Here is a 19,042-nt window from a genome sequence, read left to right as displayed (position 1 = left end):
AGGAATCGCCCTACAAAGCCTTCATGTAGGACTACGAATTACTTTCTTGTAGGACTAAACCTGCAAAATCAACACAAAGAAGAGGTCATCAATGCAGATCGAAAAACACCAACACTGCGGCACGCCGCTCTTTTGCAGCGTCACGGGGCGCGACGCCAGCATGGCCCACGAACATTCCGCGCTGTTTCCGGCGCGCCTGGCGCTGGTGCGCTGGATGCGCGGCGGCGAGACGCCGCATGTGCACACGCCCACCCACCAGTTGCCGCGCGCCGCCTGGTTTGCGCAGGCCCAGCGCAATTTCCAGGCCTGGCTCGACGCCGGCGGCTTTCACCAGCACGATGAAGAGCATGCGAGCGGTAGCGACTGAGCGAGCGCTGGCAGCCGGGCGATCCGGCGGCCCCGCAATCCGGATCGAGGACGCCGGCCACAAATGAAAACGACGGCTTGCACCGTCGTTTTCTCCCCTGATGGGGGCCCTACCTCGAGGAATGATTCTCTCGAAACCGCACCCGTGCGGATTGTGTCGCGCTCGAAGGGGCGGGAGCAGGCTGAATCTCGTGCCGACTTGGCGAACGCGCTACACCCTCAGCATAGCGCATTCGCACAAAGTTTCAAGGTATCTTGATTGTCAACGCAGGGCGGGCACGGCGCCGCGGTAGATCGAGTGGACCGCGCCGGCGCCGACCGAGGCGCCGAATTTCTTCAGTACGCGTTCCGGCAAGCCTTCGTGGGCGGTATAGTCGATGATGTCTTCGGCCTTGACGACGTCGCGCGCCACCGTGTCCACGGTGCCGAAGCCGTCGGCCAGTCCCATCTCGACGGCCTTGGCGCCGGTCCAGTACAGGCCAGAAAAGATTTCCGCGTTTTCCTTCAATCGCTTGCCGCGGCCGGCGCGCACCACGGCGATGAACTGCTCGTGGATTTCGTTGAGCATGGACAGCGCATGCTGCTTCTGCTTGTCCGATTGCGGGCTGAACGGATCGAGGAAGCCCTTGTTTTCACCGGCCGTCAGCAGGCGCCGTTCGACGCCCAGCTTGTCCATCAGGCCGGTGAAGCCGAAGCCATCCATCAGCACGCCCACCGAACCGACGATGCTGGCTTTATTGACGTAGATCTTGTCCGCCGCCGAGGCGATGTAATAGCCGCCGGAGGCGCAGATCTCGTCGACCACCACGTACATCGGCTTGTTCGGATACATTTTTTTCAGGCGCCCGATCTCGTCGACGATGATGCCGGCCTGTACCGGGCTGCCGCCGGGACTGTTGATGCGCAGCACCACCGCCGCCGAGCCCTGGTCGGAAAAGGCCTTGTTCAGCGACGGGATCACCGTGTCGGCGGCGCCGCTGCCTTCGGTGTCGATGGCGCCGTCGATCTCGATCAGCGCGGTATGGCGCCCCAGCGACTCGATATCCGAGCCGCCGAAATTGAAGTCGAAATAGGCCCACAGTGCGAAGAAGGCGAGCAGGAGGAAGGACAGCTTGAAGAAGATGCTCCAGCGCCGCGCCGCGCGCTGCTCGCGCACGGTGGCGAACACGAGGCGCTCGAGCGTGTCGCGCTCCCAGTTGCCGTAGCCGGCCGGCACTGCGCCGCGCTGGTCGTTGGGGTTGTCGTTGCTGGTGTGTTCGCTCATAAATACCTGATGTCAGTGTGCCGGCGCCTGGATGTGCTGGTCCGGCAGCCAGTAGACGGCGCCGCCCTCCTCGCGCAGCGCAATCGGGCGCAACCGCCCGCCGCGGCAGGGACCACCGGTGCAGGCGCCGCTTTCCGGCGCATAGGTGGCGCCGTGGGTCGCGCACATCAGGTACGTCTTGCCCGATTCGAAGAATTCGCCCTCGAACCAGTCCAGCTCGACCGGCGCGTGGGCGCAGCGGTCCAGGTAGGCGTAGGCCGTGCCGCCGTGGCGCACCACGAAGCCGGTGGCCTTGCCGCCGAATGCCAGCACCGGAAAGCGCACGCCCTTGCCGCCGTCGAGCAGGTCGCTGGACGCGCATACCATGATGCCGCCGGCGCCGCTCATGCGTTCCCGATCAGCCACCCGTGCAGCTCGGGCACGTTTTTGGCGGTAAATACCGGATGGCAGGCGTGCAATTGCTGGACCGGATGGGCGCCATACTCGACGCCGATGCCCGAGGCGCCCGCGTTGTTAGCCATAAGCAAGTCATGGGTCGTGTCGCCGATCATAACGGTACGCCGCATGTCCTGGCCGAGTTCCCTTGTCAATTCTTGCAACATTGCCGGGTGTGGCTTGGAAAATGTCTCGTCCGCACAACGGGTGGCGTCGAAGGTCGACAGCAGCCTGGCCGCGTCCAGAGAGCGGTTCAAGCCGACCCGGCTCTTGCCGGTCGCCACCGCCAGGAAATAGCCCTGCTGCGAGAGGTCTTCCAGCATCTCGCGCACGCCCTTGAACAGCACCAGTTCATGGTCCTTGGTCAGGTAATGGTAGCGATAGCGCTCCACCATGCGCGGGAACAGGGCCGGTTCGATGTCCGGCATGACGGCGTGCATGGCTTCCGACAGGCCCAGGCCGATCACGTGGGCGGCCGCGGCGTCGCTGGGCACGGCCAGGCCGAGGTCGCGCGCCGCGGATTGTATACATTTGACGATGGTGGCGGTGCTGTCCATCAGCGTGCCGTCCCAATCGAAGACCAGCAGATCGAATTGCTTTCTTGGCATGTCATGCGGCGCTTGTGGCGCCGTCTCCTCGTTGCGCCTCGGGGGCGCTCAGTTATGGGCTCGTCGTCTGTCGTGCAGAATCTAGTTGCCGGAACGGCCGGCCGGCTCCCCCAAGCTTACCAAGAAACGCTCGCATTCCGGCGGCAGCGGCGCCGTCAAGGTCATCGGCTGGCCGCTGTCCGGGTGGCGGAACGTGATCCGGTAGGCGTGCAGGAACATGCGGCGCAGCGCGCCGCGCGTCTCGTTCGCCTTCTGCAGCTGCTTGTTGAGGGCGAAGTCGCCGTACTTCTCGTCGCCCAGGATCGGGAAGCCGGATGCCGACAGGTGCACGCGGATCTGGTGGGTGCGGCCGGTTTTCAATTCCGCTTCCAGCAGGGCGAAGCCGTTCCAGCGGCGCACCAGGTTGAACACGGTATGCGACTCCATGCCGCCGGCCTGCACCACCACGCGCCGTTCGCCGTCCGGCGTGCTGTACTTGTGCAGCGGCAGCTTGACGTGCTGGCGCGGATTGCGCCACTCGCCCGCTACCATGGTGAGATAGCGCTTGTCGGTGTCGCCGTCGCGCATCTGCTCGTGCAGGTTGGTCAAGGCCGAACGCTTCTTGGCCAGCAGCAGCAGGCCCGAGGTCTCGCGGTCGAGGCGGTGCACCAGTTCCAGGAACTTGGCGTCCGGCCGCGCCGCGCGCAACTGCTCGATCACGCCGTAGGACACGCCCGAGCCGCCGTGCACGGCCACGCCGGCCGGCTTGTCGATCACCAGCAGGTGGGCGTCCTCGTGGACGATGTGGAATTCGGCGCCCGGCACCGGCGCGCTGCCGGCGCTGCGCTCGGCCATGCGCACCGGCGGGATGCGCACCACGTCGCCGCTGGCGAGGCGGTACAGCTGGTCGATGCGGCCCTTGTTCACGCGCACTTCGCCGGAACGCAGGATGCGGTAGACGTGGCTCTTCGGCACGCCCTTGCAGATGCGCAGCAGGAAATTATCGATGCGCTGGCCGGCTTCTTCTTCGCCGATGGTGACGAACTGGACCGCTGCGGCGGGGCGGCCATCTGCCTGCGATGAAGGGGGAACGACGTCGTGTTGCGGGGCCATTCTCTCTGTCTTCCCAGAAATTCTCTCTAAGTCCTTCATTTTGAATATATAATCGACAGGCGGCGGTCAAACCTCTGCGGTGTAAGAATTAAAACGATATTTTACACAGGGGCGTCTCCATCGGTCCCGCCTATATGCAAATTCGATGGAAAACAATGGCGTTTTGAAAAGCCCCGCGCGAGCATTGCAGTTCGCCATGCAACGCGCAACGGGCCGGACCGAACGCCGCTAGCGGTACGCACACGTTCGTGCGCGCCAGGGTCGCACCGTAGTTGCGATCGGGCCGCATACGGACTTGCAGGATTGGATTGTTTGGAATTTTAAGGATAAGTACCGGCAAGACGGCTTCCGGGCCGGCTCGCCGGGTAATGGCGTCGATAACGCTTGCCGTTTCCGCCCGACCCGATGCAGGCTGCATCCCAATGGCTCGAGGAGACCGAAAAACCGTCGCGAACGGCGGCAGTCCTGGCAGGTAAGCACCGCTTGCATCCGGCCATGTGGTCCGGCCCACGATGCAGGCCCATGCGCCCGGTTGGACGCACTACGTGACAGATTTTCAAGCTTCGTGTACGGACCAAGGCTGGTTGATCGCCTGGTCCGAAGTCATCGATTGCATGCCGGCACCGGCCTGGCTTCGCCGCACTGCCGCCAAGGCCCCCTGGCGCCGCCCCGATCGGGCCGCCCGGGTCTTGCGAGCGGCCGTGCGCACGGCAATGACGTTCGATGCCATTTGCGCCCTGTGGCCGGCAATGCCGCGCCACGCCCTGGGCATACCACCGCCAACACTCCCCTCCCCGCGTACCTCCCTGTACTTGTAACGGCCCCAGGGTCGCGGAGTCTATAAAAATGAAACGCATGTTGTTTAACGCTACGCAGCAAGAGGAACTGCGCGTAGCGATCGTCGATGGCCAGAAACTGATCGACATCGATATCGAGACCGCCGGTCGCGAACAGCGCAAGTCGAATATCTACAAGGGCGTCATCACCCGCATCGAACCCTCCCTCGAAGCCTGCTTCGTCAGCTACGGCGAAGACCGCCACGGCTTTTTGCCCTTCAAGGAAGTCGCCCGCTCGTATTTCCGCGAAGGCGTCGACGTGCGCAACTGCTCCATCAAGGAAGCGCTGCGCGAAGGCCAGGAAATCATGGTGCAGGTCGAGAAGGAAGAGCGCGGCAACAAGGGCGCGGCCCTGACCTCGTTCATCTCGCTGGCCGGCCGCTACCTGGTGCTGATGCCGAACAATCCGCGCGGCGGCGGCGTCTCGCGCCGGGTCGAAGGCGAAGAGCGCCAGGAACTGCGCGAGACCATGGACAAGCTCGACCTGCCGCAGGGCATGTCGGTGATCGCCCGCACCGCCGGCATCGGCCGCAACGTCGAAGAGCTGCAGTGGGACCTGAACTACCTGATGCAGCTGTGGCGCGCGATCGAAGGCGCCGGCAAGTCGGCCCCGGGCGCGTTCCTGATCTACCAGGAATCCTCGCTGGTCATCCGCGCCATCCGCGACTACTACCAGCCGGACATCGGCGAGATCCTGATCGACACCGACGAGATCTACGAGCAGGCGCACCAGTTCATGAGCCACGTGATGCCCGACATGGTGCACCGCGTAAAGCGCTACAGCGACGACGTGCCGCTGTTCTCGCGCTTCCAGATCGAACACCAGATCGAGACCGCCTACGCGCGCACCGTGCCGCTGCCGTCCGGCGGCGCCATCGTCATCGACCACACCGAAGCGCTGGTCTCCATCGACGTCAACTCGGCGCGCGCCACGCGCGGCTCGGACATCGAGACCACCGCCTTCAACACCAACCTGGAAGCCGCCGACGAAGTGGCGCGCCAGTTGCGCCTGCGCGACCTGGGCGGCCTGATCGTGATCGACTTCATCGACATGGAAGTGGCCAAGAACCAGCGCGAAGTCGAACAGCGCCTGAAGGATGCGCTGCACCACGACCGCGCCCGCGTCCAGATGGGCAAGATCTCGCGCTTCGGCCTGATGGAACTGTCGCGCCAGCGCCTGCGTCCGTCGCTGTCGGAAGGCTCGCACGTGACCTGCCCGCGCTGCTCGGGCACCGGCCACATCCGCGATACCGAATCGTCCGCCCTGCAGGTGCTGCGCATCATCCAGGAAGAGGCGATGAAGGAGAACTCGGCGACCATCCACGTGCAGGTGCCGGTCGACGTGGCTGCCTTCCTGCTGAACGAAAAGCGCGGCGAGATCCTCAAGATCGAGAACCGCCACCGGATCACCGTCATCCTGATCCCGAACAAGCACCTGGAAACCCCGCATTACAAGCTCGAGCGCATCAAGCACGACGACCCGCGCCTGGAAGACGCCGGCGCCAGCTACACGCTGGCGGAGTCGGCCGAGACCGACATGGCCTACGCCAAGCGCCAGAAGGAAGAAGCCAAGCCGCGCCAGGAAGCCGTCGTGAAAACCATTACCCCGGCCCAGCCGGCGCCGATGGTCGAGCGCCAGCCCAAGCCGGAACCGGTGGCCCCGGCCGCCCAGGCGCCGGCAGCGCCGCCGCCACCGCCGCCGGCCCCGGTCGAGGAAGGCTTCTTCGCCAAGCTGCGCAACTTCTTCTTCGGCCGTCCGGCACCGATCGCTCCGCCGCCTGCCCCGGCCGCGGCGCCGGTCAAGCCAGCCGAGCCGGCGCCGGCGGCGGCAGCCGCCGCGGAACGCAACAGCCGCGGTCCGCGCGCGCGCAACGGCCGCAATCCGAACGGCGCCGGTCCGAACAAGGGACGCGAACGCGACGAGCGCGACCCGACCGCCAAGGCCGCGCCGGGCGAGGAAGGCGCCAGGACCTTCGACGCCGAAGGCAAGCCGGCCCGTCCGCCGCGTCCGCCGCGCGAGCAACGCGAACCGCGCCCGCCGCGTGAACAGCGCGAGCCGCGTGAGCAGGCCGAGGCAGTGGGCCAAAGCCAGGTGCCGGGCCAGGTACAGGGCCAGATCCCGGCGGCGCGTGCCGAGCGCGCTGAACGCCCCGAACGCGCCGAGCGTCCGGAACGTGGCGAGCGCCCGGAACGCGCACCGCGCCAGCCGCGCGAGCGTACCGAGCGCGTCGAACGCGTGGAACGCAGCCCGGCGATGGAAGCCCGGCCGGACGAGGTGAACTTCGTCCAGGCCACCACCGCGACCACCGTCACCGTGGCGTCGACCGGTCCCAACGGCGAACAGGAAATCGTCCGGGAAGAAATCGTCAAGTCGGTGACCTCGATCGGCCCGAACGACGACATGGAACTGGACGCCAACGGCGAACCGCGCCGCCGCCGCCGCCGTGGTGGCCGCAACCGCAACCGCCGCGACCGCGACCAGGTCGACGGCATGGACGGCGAATCGGGCGACCTGGACGGCGCGGTGCCGGCCTTTACCCCGGTAGCCGACGAGGAAGCCGCCAAGGTGCAGGCCGAAGCCCGCGCCGCCGCCAGGGCGCGCGCCGAGAAGCCGGCCAAGGTGCCGGCGACCGGTCCGTGGCCATTCCCGACCGCCGCGTCGGTCAAGGCCGCCGCCGTGAAGGCGCATGCCGAGCAGGCTGCAGCGGAACAGGCCGCGGCCGAGAAGGCTGCCGCTGCCCAGGCTGCGGCGCAGGCCGCTTTGCAGCCTGCTTCCCAGCCTTCCCTGCAGGCCGAGACGGCGCAGCATGCCGCGCAGCCTGAGGGCGCAGTGCAGGCGCCGGCAGCCGACGTGGCGCCGGCCGCCGCAGCACCGGCCGCGGTACCGGCCGCCAAGGGCGCATGGCCGTTCCCGACCTCGCAGTCGGTGGCCGAGGCGACGGCGCGCGCCGCCGCCGCCGCCCAGGCCGCCGAGCCGGCGCCGGTCGCCGCAGCCGCTCCGGCTGCCGCGGCGGTGCCTGCACAGGCTGCCGCCGTCAGCCAGGAACCGGCTGCCGTACCGGGCCAGGAGTATGCCGTCGATCCGGCGCCGGCCGCCGCCGCGCCGATTCCGGCGCCGGAACAGGTGGCCGACGCTGCCTTGACCGCGACGCCGGTTGCACCGGTCGCGCCGGTTGCGCAGGCAATGGCAGCAGCCCCGGCTGCAGCGGTGCCGGCCGACATGCCGGCCGTGCCAGTGGCCGCCCCGGCAGCCGCCGCGCCCGCAGACCTGGACGACATGCTGTCCAAGGCCGGCCTGACCCTGGCGTCGACCGATCCGGAAAAGCTGCGCGCGGCCCAGGAAGCCGCCGCCAGCGTGCCGGTGCCGGTACGCACCGGCCGCACCCGCAAGCCGGCCCCGCCGCCGGTCGACGAGCCGCTGGTCCAGGTGGATACCCGCCAGTGACCGGTGGCGCCGGACGCGTCCCGCGCGGATGCGTCCGGCACTGGCAGGCGCCGTGACAACGAAAAAGGGAAGCTGGTTCAGCTTCCCTTTTTCGTTGTCTCGACTAATTGAAAATACCGACTTCGGAAACCCGGTATGGGTCCCTGCCTGCACGCAGTGTTGTCCGAGATAATATTGCTGACCTAAAAACCGTCGTCCCCGCGCAGGCGCAGTGCTGTCCAAGATAGTATTGCTGGCCTAAAGACCGTCGTTCCAGGCATTGCCTGAAACGACTCCCCGCGAAGGCGGGGACCCATGCTGAGTGCCAAAAGTTGGTATTTTTGAAGCATTCTGGTTGCTTCTGGGTACCAAACTCTCTTGCTCAGTATGGAGGGGATAATGCCAGTGGCATTATCCCCGCCTTCGCGGGGAGTCGTTCTCGGCAGTGCCGGGAACGACGAATTATTGGCTAAGAATGATTTTTACATTACTGCTAGCAACAAAACCCGTTTAAGGCAGAGATAACGATTATCTTGGACAGCAGTGCTTGCATGGGGAGTCGTTTCCGGCAATGCCGGCAACGGCATGCCCACGTCAGTGGAGTCCCTCGAACACCAGCGAGCGGTGCGTGCCGATGCCCGCCAGTGCGCCGTCGCCGATCGCCAGCGACACGCTCGCCATCGCACGCGCCGCGTCGCCACAGGCGAACACGCCGGGCACCGAGGTCTGCTTGATGTCGTCGGTGCGGATCACGTCGCCCAGCGGCCCCGGCGCGAAGGCGCAGCCCAGCGCTTCGGCCAGGCCGCCCTGCACGCGGATGCGCGAGGCCACGAACAATCCATCCAGCTCGACGGTGCGCCCGTCGCGCAGGCGCACGCCGGCCCCGGGGCCGACGACCTCGGCCACCGCTTCGCGCTCGATCGCCACGCCGCGCTGTTCCAGCTGGCGCAGCTGGTCCGCGTCCGGCTCGAAACTGCCGTTGGTGAACAGCGTGGTCTCGCCCCACTCCGGAAGCAGGAGCGCCTGGTGCATCGACACTTCGCCGGCGCCGAGCACGCCCAGCGCGCCCCGGTCGAATTCGTAGCCGTGGCAGTACGGGCACGGTACCACCGAATCGCCCCAGCGCTCGCGTAGTCCGGGCACGTCGGGCAGGCTGTCGCTGACGCCGGTGGCCAGGATCAGGCGGCGCGCCCGCAGCGCGCCGCCATCGCCGGTGCGCACCGTGAAACCGCCTTCCTCCGCGGCGGCGTCGACGGCCAGGCCCTCGCGCCAGGTCACATCCGGGTAAGCGAGCAGCTGCGCCCGGGCGTCGGCGTGGATGGCGTCCGGCGCCCGCCCATCGTGGCCCAGCACGCCATGCGAGACGGCAGCGAAGCGGTTGCGGCGCTGGCCGCCGTCGATCACCAGCACCTTGCGCCGCGCGCGCACCAGTTGCAGTGCCGCGGCCATGCCGGCATAGCTGCCGCCGGCGACAATCACGTCATACATCGTGTTCTCCTTGAATGACATCGTGGGTGGTGACCGGCGCATGGGTTGCGTGCGGATCGGTGCATGCCGGCCGCGCCAGCAGGCGCCGGTGGAAATCGCGGCTCAGCGCAGCCAGCGTGACGTCGCCGAGCCGGGCCAGCAGCACCGCCTCGGCCTCGCGGCAAGCCTGGTCCATGGCGGCGTTCACCGCTTCCTCGACCAGGCAGCCGGGCGCCTCGGTGCGGTTGCCGATGGCCAGGACGGCGGGCGAACCCAGCGCCGTATGGATGTCGCGCAGGGTCACCCGTTCCAGGTCGCAGGATAGGCGCCAGCCGCCGCCATGTCCCTTTTCGGAGCGCACCAGGTCCCGTTCGCGCAGGCCGGCCAGGATGCGCCGGACGACGACCGGATTGGTCTGCATCATCGCGGCCAGCGCCTCGGACGTCATCGGTGCGGTGCTCTCCGCCATGTGCAGCAGGACGTGCAGGACGCCCGAAAGTCGGCTATCTCGTTTCATGTAACTTATCGTATTACATGAAAATATTAAATGCAAGTTCATTGCAATAATGTTCTAGGCAGGCAACCAGGACGTTGCCGCGCAGCATCGCCCAACGGGGCGCCGCCTGCGCCATATGCGGCCTGGTGCTATCCTAGCGACATGGCTGAAAAAATCATTTTGCTGGGCGACGCCAGGTCGCCTTCGCTGCCCGTGCCCGGCACGCTGGAAGCGCCGACCGGACTGCTGTCCGACGCCCTGGCGCGCCCGCTGCACGACCTGCGCATCTCGGTGACCGATCGTTGCAATTTCCGCTGCGTGTATTGCATGCCGAAGGAAGTGTTCGACAAGGACTACGCCTACCTGCCCCATTCCGCGCTGCTGAGCTTCGAGGAAATCACGCGGGTGGCGGCGCTGTTCATCGCCCACGGCGTCGAGAAGATCCGCCTTACCGGCGGCGAGCCGCTGCTGCGCAAGAACATCGAGGGCCTGGTCGCCGGCCTGCGCGCGCTGCGCACGCCCTCCGGCCGTCCGCTCGACCTCACGCTCACCACCAACGGTTCGCTGCTGGCGCGCAAGGCGCGCGCTTTGAAGGACGCCGGCCTGGACCGCGTGACGGTGTCGCTCGACGCCATCGACGACACCACGTTCCGGCGCATGAACGACGTCGACTTCTCGGTCGAGGACGTGCTGGGCGGGATCGCCGCCGCGCACGACGCCGGCCTGGGTCCGATCAAGGTCAACATGGTGGTCAAGCGCGGCATGAACGACGACCAGATCCTGCCGATGGCGCGTCACTTCAAGAATACGCCATATATCCTGCGTTTCATCGAGTACATGGACGTGGGCGCCTCGAACGGCTGGAACATGGACGAGGTAGTGCCATCGGGCGAAGTGGTGCGGCGCATCTCGGCCGAGATGCCGCTCGAACCGGTGGACCCCAATTACACCGGCGAGACCGCGGCGCGCTGGCGGTACGCCGACGGCGGCGGCGAGGTCGGCATGATCTCCAGCGTCACCCAGGCCTTTTGCCAGGATTGCTCGCGCATCCGCCTGTCGACCGAGGGCAAGCTGTTCACCTGCCTGTTCGCCACCCGCGGTCACGACCTGCGCGCGCTGCTGCGCGAAGGCCGCAGCGATGCCGAGATGTCCAGCGCCATCGCCCACATGTGGCGCAAGCGCGCCGACCGCTATTCGGAAACCCGCACCATCAACACGGCAGGCCTGGCGCGGGGCACGCGGCGCATCGAAATGTCGTATATCGGCGGTTGATGCGATGAGCGGTACGAACTCGATCACCGGCAGGGATGCCATCAGCGGCCTGGTCCTGGCCGGCGGGCGCGGCACCCGCATGGGCAACGTGGACAAGGGCCTGCAGCCGTTCGGCGGCGCCACCATGGCGGCGCAGGTAGCGGCGCGCCTGGCGCCGCAGGTGGCAGCGATCGCCATCAGCGCCAACCGCAACCTGGATGCCTACGCCGGCTTCGGCGTGCCGGTGTGGCCGGACGACACGCCCGGCTTTCCCGGCCCGCTGGCCGGCCTGGCGACCGGCCTGCGCCGCTGCGAGACCGACTACCTGCTGAGCGCACCGTGCGACTCGCCCTTCCTGCCGGCAGACCTGGCCGCGCGCCTGCAGCGCGGCCTGGTGGAAGCCGGCGCCGACGCGGCGGTGGCGGTGACCGAGGAAGACGGACGGCGCCGCGTCCATCCGGTGTTTTGCCTGGCGAAGCGCGGCCTGGCGCCGCTGGTTGACGCCTACCTGGCAGAGGGCGGACGGCGCATGGACGGCTGGCATGCACGGGCCAGGGTGGCCGAGGTGCTGTTCGAGGACGGCGGCGCCTTCCGCAACATCAATACGCTGGACGAATTGCGCGCGCTCGACCATGGCGCGTCCGGCAAGCCGCGCCTGGACGAGGTGGCGCGCTGCGTCGACGGCTACGATCCGGAGGCGCTGCCGGTGCGCGACGCCCAGCGCATCATCGGCGAATTCGTCGCGCCGGTGCGCGCCGTCGAGCAGGTGGCGCTGCGCGCCGCGCTCGGACGCGTGCTGGCCCGCGACATCGTCTCGCCGATCAACGTGCCGGCCCACGACAACTCGGCGATGGACGGCTACGCGCTGCGCGGCGCCGACCTGCTGCCCGCTGCGCCGCTGCGCCTGGCCGTGGCCGGCATCGCCTACGCCGGGCGTCCGTTCGAAGGCGCCGTGCAGCCGGGCCAATGCGTGCGCATCATGACCGGCGCCGTGATGCCGGCCGGCTGCGACAGCGTGGTGCCGCAGGAATGCGTCAGCGTCGAAGAGGCTGCGCACGGCAAAAACGTGCTGCTCGCGCCCGGCGCGATCCGCGCCGGCGACAACCGCCGCCTGGCCGGCGAGGACCTGGCCGTGGGCGGCGTGGCGCTGGCGAAAGGCCGCGTGGTGCGTCCGTCCGACCTCGGCCTGATGGCGTCGCTCGGCGTGGCCGAAGTGCCGGTGCAGCGGCGCCTGCGGGTCGCCTTCTTTTCCACCGGCGACGAACTGCGCTCGATCGGCCAGGCGCTGGAAGAAGGCTGCGTCTACGACAGCAACCGCTACACCATCTACGGCATGCTGCAGCGCCTCGGCTGCGACGTCATCGACATGGGCGTGGTACGCGACGATCCGCAGGCGCTGGAATCCGCGCTGCGCGACGCCTGCGAGAACGCCGACGCCATCATCACCTCGGGCGGCGTCTCGGTCGGGGCCGCCGACTACACACGCGACATCATGGCGCGCCTGGGCGACGTGGCGTTCTGGAAGCTCGCCATGCGTCCGGGACGGCCGCTGGCGTTCGGCCGCATCGCCTCCAACGGCCGCAGCGCCTTTCTGTTCGGGCTGCCGGGCAATCCGGTGGCGGTGATGGTCTCGTTCTACTTCTTCGCGCGCGCGGCGCTGCTGCGCATGATGGGCGCCGACGCCCCGTTGCCGCTGCTGCGTGCGCGTTCGCTCGACACGATCCGCAAGAAGCCCGGCCGCACCGAGTTCCAGCGCGCCGTGCTGGCGCGCGGCGCCGACGGCCAGGCCGAGGTGCGCATCACCGGGGCGCAGGGCTCCGGCATCCTGCGCTCGATGTCGGAAGCGAACTGCATGGTGGTGCTGCATGACGAGCAGGGCAACGTGCAGGCGGGCGAGATGGTGGATGTGGTGGTGTTCGAGGGGTTGGTCTGATACGGCGGTGCCGGTTGGCGTGGGGCGTTTCCGACGATGGCGATTGACGCGTGGACGGCGGCCCCGTCCACGCGTTCAACCGGCGTTACCGATCCCCATCATCCAGATCCCCCTTGCCCAACATGAGCTGCGCCGCTTCGCTGGGCAGCGCTTCCACCGATTTCAATTTGCGCGCCATCTGGCGGCTGCGCACCTCGGCATTCTCGATGTTCTTGGCGGCGCGTTCCAGGGTCAGCTTGGTGGCGGCCAGCACGTCGCCGAACTTGGCGAACTCGGTCTTCACCGCACCCAGCACCTGCCACACTTCGGACGAGCGCTTTTCCAGCGCCAGCGTGCGAAAGCCCATCTGCAGGCTGTTCAGCAGCGCCGCCAGCGTGGACGGGCCGGCGATGGTCACGCGCTGGGTGCGCTGCAGCTCATCGGCCAGGCCGGGGCGGCGCATCACTTCGGCGTACAGGCCCTCGGTCGGCAGGAACAGGATCGCGAAGTCGGTGGTCTGCGGCGGCGCCACGTATTTTTCGCAGATGGTCCTGGCCTCGCCGCGCACCGCGCGTTCCAGTTCGGCGCCGGCGCGCGCCACGCCATCCGCATCGGCGCGGTCGCTGGCTTCCACCAGGCGCTCGTACTGCTCCTTGGGAAACTTGGCGTCGATCGGCAGCCACAGCGGCGGGCCGCCGTCGACCACGCCCGGCAGCTTGATCGCGAATTCGACGCGCGCGTTGGAGCCGCGCACGGTCTCGATGTTCTTGCCGTACTGGTCGACCGTCAGCACCTGTTCCAGCAGCATTTCCAGCTGCACTTCTCCCCAGGTGCCGCGCGTCTTGACGTTGGTGAGCACGCGTTTCAGGTCGCCCACGCCAAGCGCCAGCTGCTGCATCTCGCCCAGGCCCTGGTGCACCTTTTCCAGCCGGTCCGACACGTGGCGGAACGATTCGGTCAGGCGCGTCTCCAGCGTGGCGTGCAGCTTTTCGTCGACCGTCTGGCGCATCTCTTCCAGCCGGCGCGCATTGTCGTTCTGCAGGTCGCGGATCTTGGTTTCCAGCGTGGCGCGCACTTCCAGCATGCGCTGGGCGTTCGATTCGGTGAGGTTGGCCAGCGCGCCGTTCAGGGTGTCGGCAAAGCGCTTCAGCGTGCGCGCCTGTTCCTCGCGTCCGCCGGCGGCGTGCAGCTGGATCTGCTGGCGCATGCCTTCCAGCTGCTGGGCGACGGCGGCGTGCTGTTGCGCCAGGTGCGCCGCCATCTCCTGGCGCGTGGCCTGGGCGCTGGCCTGCAGTTCGGTACGCAGCTCGCGTTCCAGTCGTTCCAGCGCGCGCGCCTGCTGCTCGCCGTCGCCGCCGCTGCCGCGCATGCGCAGGAACATCAGGCACTGCAGGGCGAGGACCGCCAGCAGCGCCAGCGCGATCAGGATGAATTCGAGGAGGGACATGGTGTCAATGTGGCCCGCGCGGCGGGCAGGTGGGCCTTGGGGGCGGCGTGGTCGGGGCGGTCAGGGCCGGGCGTCGGGCTTGTTGCGCATCCAGTCGGCGGTCTGGAAGAAGGCCTGCATCAGGCGCAGGCGCAGTTCGTCGTCGTAGCCGAGATCCTCGAGTGCCAGCGCCATCGCACGCAGCCACTGGTCGCGCTCCTTGCTGGTGATGGCGAACGGCAGGTGGCGCGCACGCAGCATCGGGTGGCCGTACTTCTCGATGAAGAGGTTCGGGCCGCCCATCCAGCCGGACAGGAACATGAACAGCTTGTCACGCGAGCCGTCGTTGGGGACCGGGTGCATGGCGTGGATGCCGGCGAAATCGGATTCCAGCTGCATGATGTCGTAGAAGCGGTCGACCAGCTCGCGCAGGCGCGTTTCGCCGCCGATGATTTCGTACAGGGTGCGGGTTTCCTCGGGCGCGTCCTGGACGTCCTGGGTATTCTGGGTATTCGACATCCGGCAATCATAGCGCAGATGCCGTGTCGCGTGGACGGGTTTCCCGTCCACGCGGCGATCGCCATCCGCGTCAGGCTTCGCGCAGCGTCTGCAACGGCGGCTGGCGCAGTACGTTGCGCAGGCCCAGCCAGCCGCCCGCCAATGCGCACACGGCGCCGATCACCAGCCCCGCCAGCCATACCTGCGGCTCGAAATGCCACGGGAATTTGAACTGGTACTCGGCCAGCGCCCAGCCCAGCGCTGCCGCGCCGCTCGCCGCCAGCAGGCCGGACAGGCCACCCACCAGCAGGAACTCGATGCGCTGCGCCTGCGCCAGCTGGCCGCGGGTGGCGCCCAGCGCGCGCAGCAGGCCGGCTTCGCGGGTGCGCTCGGCCTGCGACCCCATCAGCGCCGCGTACAGCACCAGCACGCCCGAGGCCAGCGTGAACAGGAACAGGAACTCGACCGCGACCACCACCTGGTCGAGCACGTCCTGCAGCTGGCGGATGATGCCGCTGACGTCGATCACGGTCAGGTTCGGGAACTGGCGCGTGAGCGTGTTGGCCAGGCCGACGCCGCCGGCCGGCAGGTGGAAGGCCGTCATCACCGTCTGCGGCGCGTCGCGCATCGCTGCCGGATTGATGATGACGAAGAAGTTGGCGCGCATCGAACCCCATTCCAGCTTGCGCAGGCTGGTGACTTTCGCTTCCACCAGCAGCCCGCCCATGTCGAAGCGCAGGGTATCGCCCAGTTTGAGGCGCAGGGTTTCGGCGATGCCCTGCTCCACCGAAGCCTCGGCCACGCCGGGCGCGTCGCGGTACCAGCGTCCCGCGACGATCTCGTTCGCGGCCGGCAGGTCGGGCACGCTGGACAGGTTGAATTCGCGGTCGGACAAGGCGCGCGCGCGTTCGCCGGTGTAGGTCGAGGCGGTGACCGCGTTGCCGTTCACCGCCACCAGGCGCCCGCGGATCATCGGGTACAACGGCAGCTCGCGCACGCCGGCGGCGCGGATCTGCTGCGCCACGCGATCGCGCTGGTCGGGCTGGATGTTGATGATGAAGCGGTTCGGCGCGTCGGCCGGGGTGGCCACGCGCCAGGCCTGCATCAGGTCGCCGCGCACCACGGTCAGCACCAAGAGCGCCATCAGGCCGAGCGAGAGCGAGACGATCTGCACCACGGTGGCGCCGGGGCGGCGCTGCAGCGAGGTGACGGCGAAGCGCCAGCCCTGGTGCGGGAACAGGTTGCGCAGGCGGCGCAAGGCCAGCAGCGCCAGCCAGCCGACCAGCGCGAACAGTGCGAAGCCGCCCAGGAAGCCGCCGGCGGTCATCAGCGCCAGGCGCGCGTCGCCGGCCTGCCACAGCAGCAGCGCGACGAACACCGCGGTGCCCAGGCCGTAGGTGGCCAGCGCCAGCGGCTGCGGCGCGGCCTGCTCGCGCCGCAGCACGCGGTTGTGCGGCACGTTGCGCAGCTGGAGCACCGGCGGCAGGGCGAAGCCGACCAGCAGCAGCATGCCGGTGGCGATGCCCTGCAGCGCCGGCAGCGGCGACACCGGCGGCAAATCGACCGGCATCAGGCGCCCGATCAGCTCCAGCAGCACGAAGTGGGCGCCGAAGCCGACCAGCACGCCCAGCACGCTGCCGGCCAGGCCGACCAGCGCGAACTCGATCAGGAACATCGCGCCGACCTGGTTCTGGGTCATGCCCAGGCAGCGCAGCATGGCGCAGGCGTCCAGGTGGCGCCCCATGAAGCGGCGCGCCGCCATGGCGACGGCCACCGCCGCCAGCATCGCCGACAGCAGGCTGACCAGCGCCAGGAAGCGCTCGGCGCGGTCCAGCGTGGAGCGCATCTCGGGACGGCCGTTTTCCAGCGTCTCGATGCGCACGCCCTTGACGTTGTCGGCGGCGATGCGCGCGCGCAGCCAGGCTTCGTAGCCGGCGATGGCGCCCAGGTCGTTGGGCGTGCGCCCCGCCACCTGCATGCGGTAGGTCACGCGCGCATAGTTGTCGACCAGGCCGGTGGCCTTCAGGTCGGCCATGGCCAGCATTACGCGCGGCGCGAAATTCGAGAACGAGGCGCCGCGGTCCGGCTCCGAGGCGATCAGGCGCGCGACCTTGAAGGTCTTGTCGCCCAGCTGGATGCTGCTGCCGACCCCGATGCGCAGCGGCGGCAGCAAATTGACGTCGACCCATACCGTGCCCGGCGCCGGGATGCCGTCGGCGGCGTCGCCCAGCGCCTCGCTGGCATCCTGCGCGCTGGTGGTGGTGCGCAGGCGTCCGCGCAGCGGATAGCCCGGCGACACCGCCTTGACCGATGCCAGCAGCGCCTGCGAATCGTCGCCCTGCCCGGCCTGCGCCATGCTGGGGAAGGTAACGGTGTCGGCCAGCACCAGGCCACGCCGCTGCGCTTCCTGGCGCCAGGCCGGCGCCACCGGCTGGTCGGCATTGACCAGCAGGTCGGCGCCGAGCAGCTGGTTGGCGTCGCGGTTCAGGCCATTCCTCATGCGGTCGACGAAGAAGCCGACCGCCGTCAGGGCCGACACCGCCACCACCAGCGCCACCAGCAGGAAGCGCAGTTCGCCGGCGCGCCAGTCGCGCGCGGTCATGCGCAGGGATTGCATCAGCATGGACATGGTCCTTGTCAAGGATAGGGATTCAGACGGGCGCGAAAAACGCCTCGACCTCGTCGAGGAAGGCGCGCTTGCTGTCCGCGTCCAGGAAGGCGGCCTCGAAGCTGTTGACGGCCAGCTGGCGCGCGTGGCGTTCGTCCAGCGGCAGCGCCTCGAAGGCGGCCAGGTAATTGGCGTTGACGTAGCCGCCGAAATAGGCCGGATCGTCGGAATTCACGGTCGCCGCCAGGCCGGCGTCGAGCAGGCGGCGCAGGTTGTGGCTGCCCATCACGTCGAACACGCGCAGCTTGATGTTCGACAGCGGGCACACCGTCAGCGCCATCCGCTCGCGCGCCAGGCGCTGCACCAGCTGCGGGTCGTCCAGGCAGCGCACGCCGTGGTCGATGCGCTCCACGTGCAGCACGTCGAGGGCGCTGTCGATGTAGGCCGGCGGCCCCTCCTCGCCCGCGTGCGCCACCAGGTGCAGGCCGAGTTCGCGGGCGCGCTCGAACACGCGCGCGAATTTTTCCGGCGGGTGGCCGACCTCGGACGAGTCGAGGCCGACGCCGATGAGCTTGTCGCGATGCGGCAGCGCTTGTTCCAGCGTGGCGAGCGCGTCCTCTTCCGGCAGGTGGCGCAGGAAGCACATGATCAGGCTGGCGCTGATCGGCCCTTCCTGGCAAGCACGCCAGATGCCGTTGATGGCCGTCCCGAACGGCACGCCGCGCGCGGTATGGGTCTGCGGGTCGAAGAAGATCTCGGCATGGCGCACGTTGTCGGCGGCGGCGCGGCGCAGGTAGGCCGCGGTCATGTCGTAGAAGTCCTGCTCGGTCAGCAAGACGCTGGCGCCGGCGTAATAAATATCCAGGAACGATTGCAGGTCGGTGAAGTCGTACGCTTGGCGCAACGCTTCGACCGAGGGGTAGGCAAGCGAAATTCCGTTTCTTTGTGCCAGCTCAAAAATCAGTTCGGGCTCGAGCGAGCCCTCGATATGGATGTGCAATTCTGCCTTCGGCATCGCCTGCAACCGGCGGCGCAGCTGTTCATTCAGCATGGTGATCTCCACGATGGGTCGGGGTTTGGGGCGTCAAGCGCAGAGTGTAGCGCATGCGCGCCGGCAGCTCATTTCACTCTGGAATTTTTGTAAAAAGCGCTCCCGGTACACGTGCGACGCCGCCCGGCAAGATGGTGCACACTCTCCTTACCTTTCGATAAAAAAGATGCTGTGCGGCGCGGCCAGAAGCCCCTGCTCAAACCGGCATCGGCGTGCTGTACGACAGCGCTTCGGCCTCTTCGACGTTTCGTCAAAATGGTCATTTCCTTATTCGATTCAAGAACTTGGCAGCAATGTGTACAACACGC

The 19,042-nt window shown here is 67.9% G+C and carries 14 protein-coding genes; 4 read left to right on the top strand and 10 right to left on the bottom strand.

Going from position 1 to position 19,042, the window contains the following annotated elements:
- The first annotated feature begins 91 nt into the window (after positions 1-91).
- Positions 92-367, top strand: coding sequence for a hypothetical protein (locus HH212_RS13370; RefSeq protein WP_170202920.1), 276 nt, complete (start codon positions 92-94; stop codon positions 365-367).
- A 261-nt stretch (positions 368-628) separates the two neighbouring features.
- Here HH212_RS13370 and HH212_RS13365 read toward each other — a convergent pair whose 3' ends face one another.
- The 4 genes from HH212_RS13365 to HH212_RS13350 all read right to left on the bottom strand — a co-directional run bounded on the left by HH212_RS13365 (position 629) and on the right by HH212_RS13350 (position 3,765).
- Positions 629-1,630 (bottom strand): S49 family peptidase, encoded by a 1,002-nt coding sequence (locus tag HH212_RS13365; protein ID WP_170202919.1) that lies wholly within the window; start codon positions 1,628-1,630, stop codon positions 629-631.
- A gap of 12 nt (positions 1,631-1,642) precedes the next feature.
- Positions 1,643-2,017: a Rieske (2Fe-2S) protein gene (locus HH212_RS13360; RefSeq protein WP_170202918.1), complete on the bottom strand. Its 375-nt coding sequence runs from the start codon at positions 2,015-2,017 to the stop codon at positions 1,643-1,645.
- Complete coding sequence (locus tag HH212_RS13355; protein WP_170202917.1) at positions 2,014-2,673, bottom strand: HAD-IIIA family hydrolase; 660 nt, start codon at positions 2,671-2,673, stop codon at positions 2,014-2,016. Before HH212_RS13355 ends, HH212_RS13360 begins: the two co-directional genes overlap by 4 nt.
- A gap of 81 nt (positions 2,674-2,754) precedes the next feature.
- Positions 2,755-3,765 (bottom strand): RluA family pseudouridine synthase, encoded by a 1,011-nt coding sequence (locus tag HH212_RS13350; RefSeq protein ID WP_229217268.1) that lies wholly within the window; start codon positions 3,763-3,765, stop codon positions 2,755-2,757.
- An 846-nt stretch (positions 3,766-4,611) separates the two neighbouring features.
- On the opposite strand from HH212_RS13350, the gene HH212_RS13345 reads away from it, so the two are divergent.
- Positions 4,612-8,046 (top strand): Rne/Rng family ribonuclease, encoded by a 3,435-nt coding sequence (locus tag HH212_RS13345; protein WP_170202915.1) that lies wholly within the window; start codon positions 4,612-4,614, stop codon positions 8,044-8,046.
- Positions 8,047-8,619: 573 nt separating this feature from the next.
- On the opposite strand, the gene HH212_RS13340 is transcribed toward HH212_RS13345, so the two are convergent.
- Positions 8,620-9,513: an NAD(P)/FAD-dependent oxidoreductase gene (locus HH212_RS13340; RefSeq protein ID WP_170202914.1), complete on the bottom strand. Its 894-nt coding sequence runs from the start codon at positions 9,511-9,513 to the stop codon at positions 8,620-8,622.
- A complete protein-coding gene (locus tag HH212_RS13335) occupies positions 9,506-10,009 on the bottom strand; it encodes an Rrf2 family transcriptional regulator (RefSeq protein WP_170202913.1) in 504 nt (167 codons plus the stop codon). Before HH212_RS13335 ends, HH212_RS13340 begins: the two co-directional genes overlap by 8 nt.
- 141 nt (positions 10,010-10,150) lie before the next feature.
- On the opposite strand from HH212_RS13335, the gene moaA reads away from it, so the two are divergent.
- The gene (moaA, locus tag HH212_RS13330) at positions 10,151-11,260 is read left to right on the top strand and encodes a GTP 3',8-cyclase MoaA (protein WP_170202912.1); all 1,110 of its coding nucleotides are present in this window, start codon (positions 10,151-10,153) and stop codon (positions 11,258-11,260) included.
- A 4-nt stretch (positions 11,261-11,264) separates the two neighbouring features.
- A complete protein-coding gene (moeA, locus tag HH212_RS13325; protein WP_170202911.1) occupies positions 11,265-13,172 on the top strand; it encodes a molybdopterin molybdotransferase MoeA in 1,908 nt (635 codons plus the stop codon).
- A gap of 85 nt (positions 13,173-13,257) precedes the next feature.
- Here moeA and HH212_RS13320 read toward each other — a convergent pair whose 3' ends face one another.
- The 4 genes from HH212_RS13320 to HH212_RS13305 all read right to left on the bottom strand — a co-directional run bounded on the left by HH212_RS13320 (position 13,258) and on the right by HH212_RS13305 (position 18,734).
- Positions 13,258-14,598: a DNA recombination protein RmuC gene (locus tag HH212_RS13320; protein ID WP_170202910.1), complete on the bottom strand. Its 1,341-nt coding sequence runs from the start codon at positions 14,596-14,598 to the stop codon at positions 13,258-13,260.
- A 60-nt stretch (positions 14,599-14,658) separates the two neighbouring features.
- Positions 14,659-15,096 (bottom strand): group II truncated hemoglobin, encoded by a 438-nt coding sequence (locus tag HH212_RS13315; RefSeq protein ID WP_170202909.1) that lies wholly within the window; start codon positions 15,094-15,096, stop codon positions 14,659-14,661.
- Between the two features lie 70 nt (positions 15,097-15,166).
- Positions 15,167-17,698: an ABC transporter permease gene (locus HH212_RS13310; protein ID WP_170202908.1), complete on the bottom strand. Its 2,532-nt coding sequence runs from the start codon at positions 17,696-17,698 to the stop codon at positions 15,167-15,169.
- A gap of 28 nt (positions 17,699-17,726) precedes the next feature.
- Positions 17,727-18,734, bottom strand: coding sequence for an adenosine deaminase (locus HH212_RS13305; RefSeq protein WP_170202907.1), 1,008 nt, complete (start codon positions 18,732-18,734; stop codon positions 17,727-17,729).
- Positions 18,735-19,042: the final 308 nt, after the last annotated feature.

This window comes from Massilia forsythiae, from assembly GCF_012849555.1.
Classification (GTDB): domain Bacteria; phylum Pseudomonadota; class Gammaproteobacteria; order Burkholderiales; family Burkholderiaceae_D; genus Telluria; species Telluria forsythiae.
This window is presented reverse-complemented; position numbering and strand designations above follow the sequence as displayed.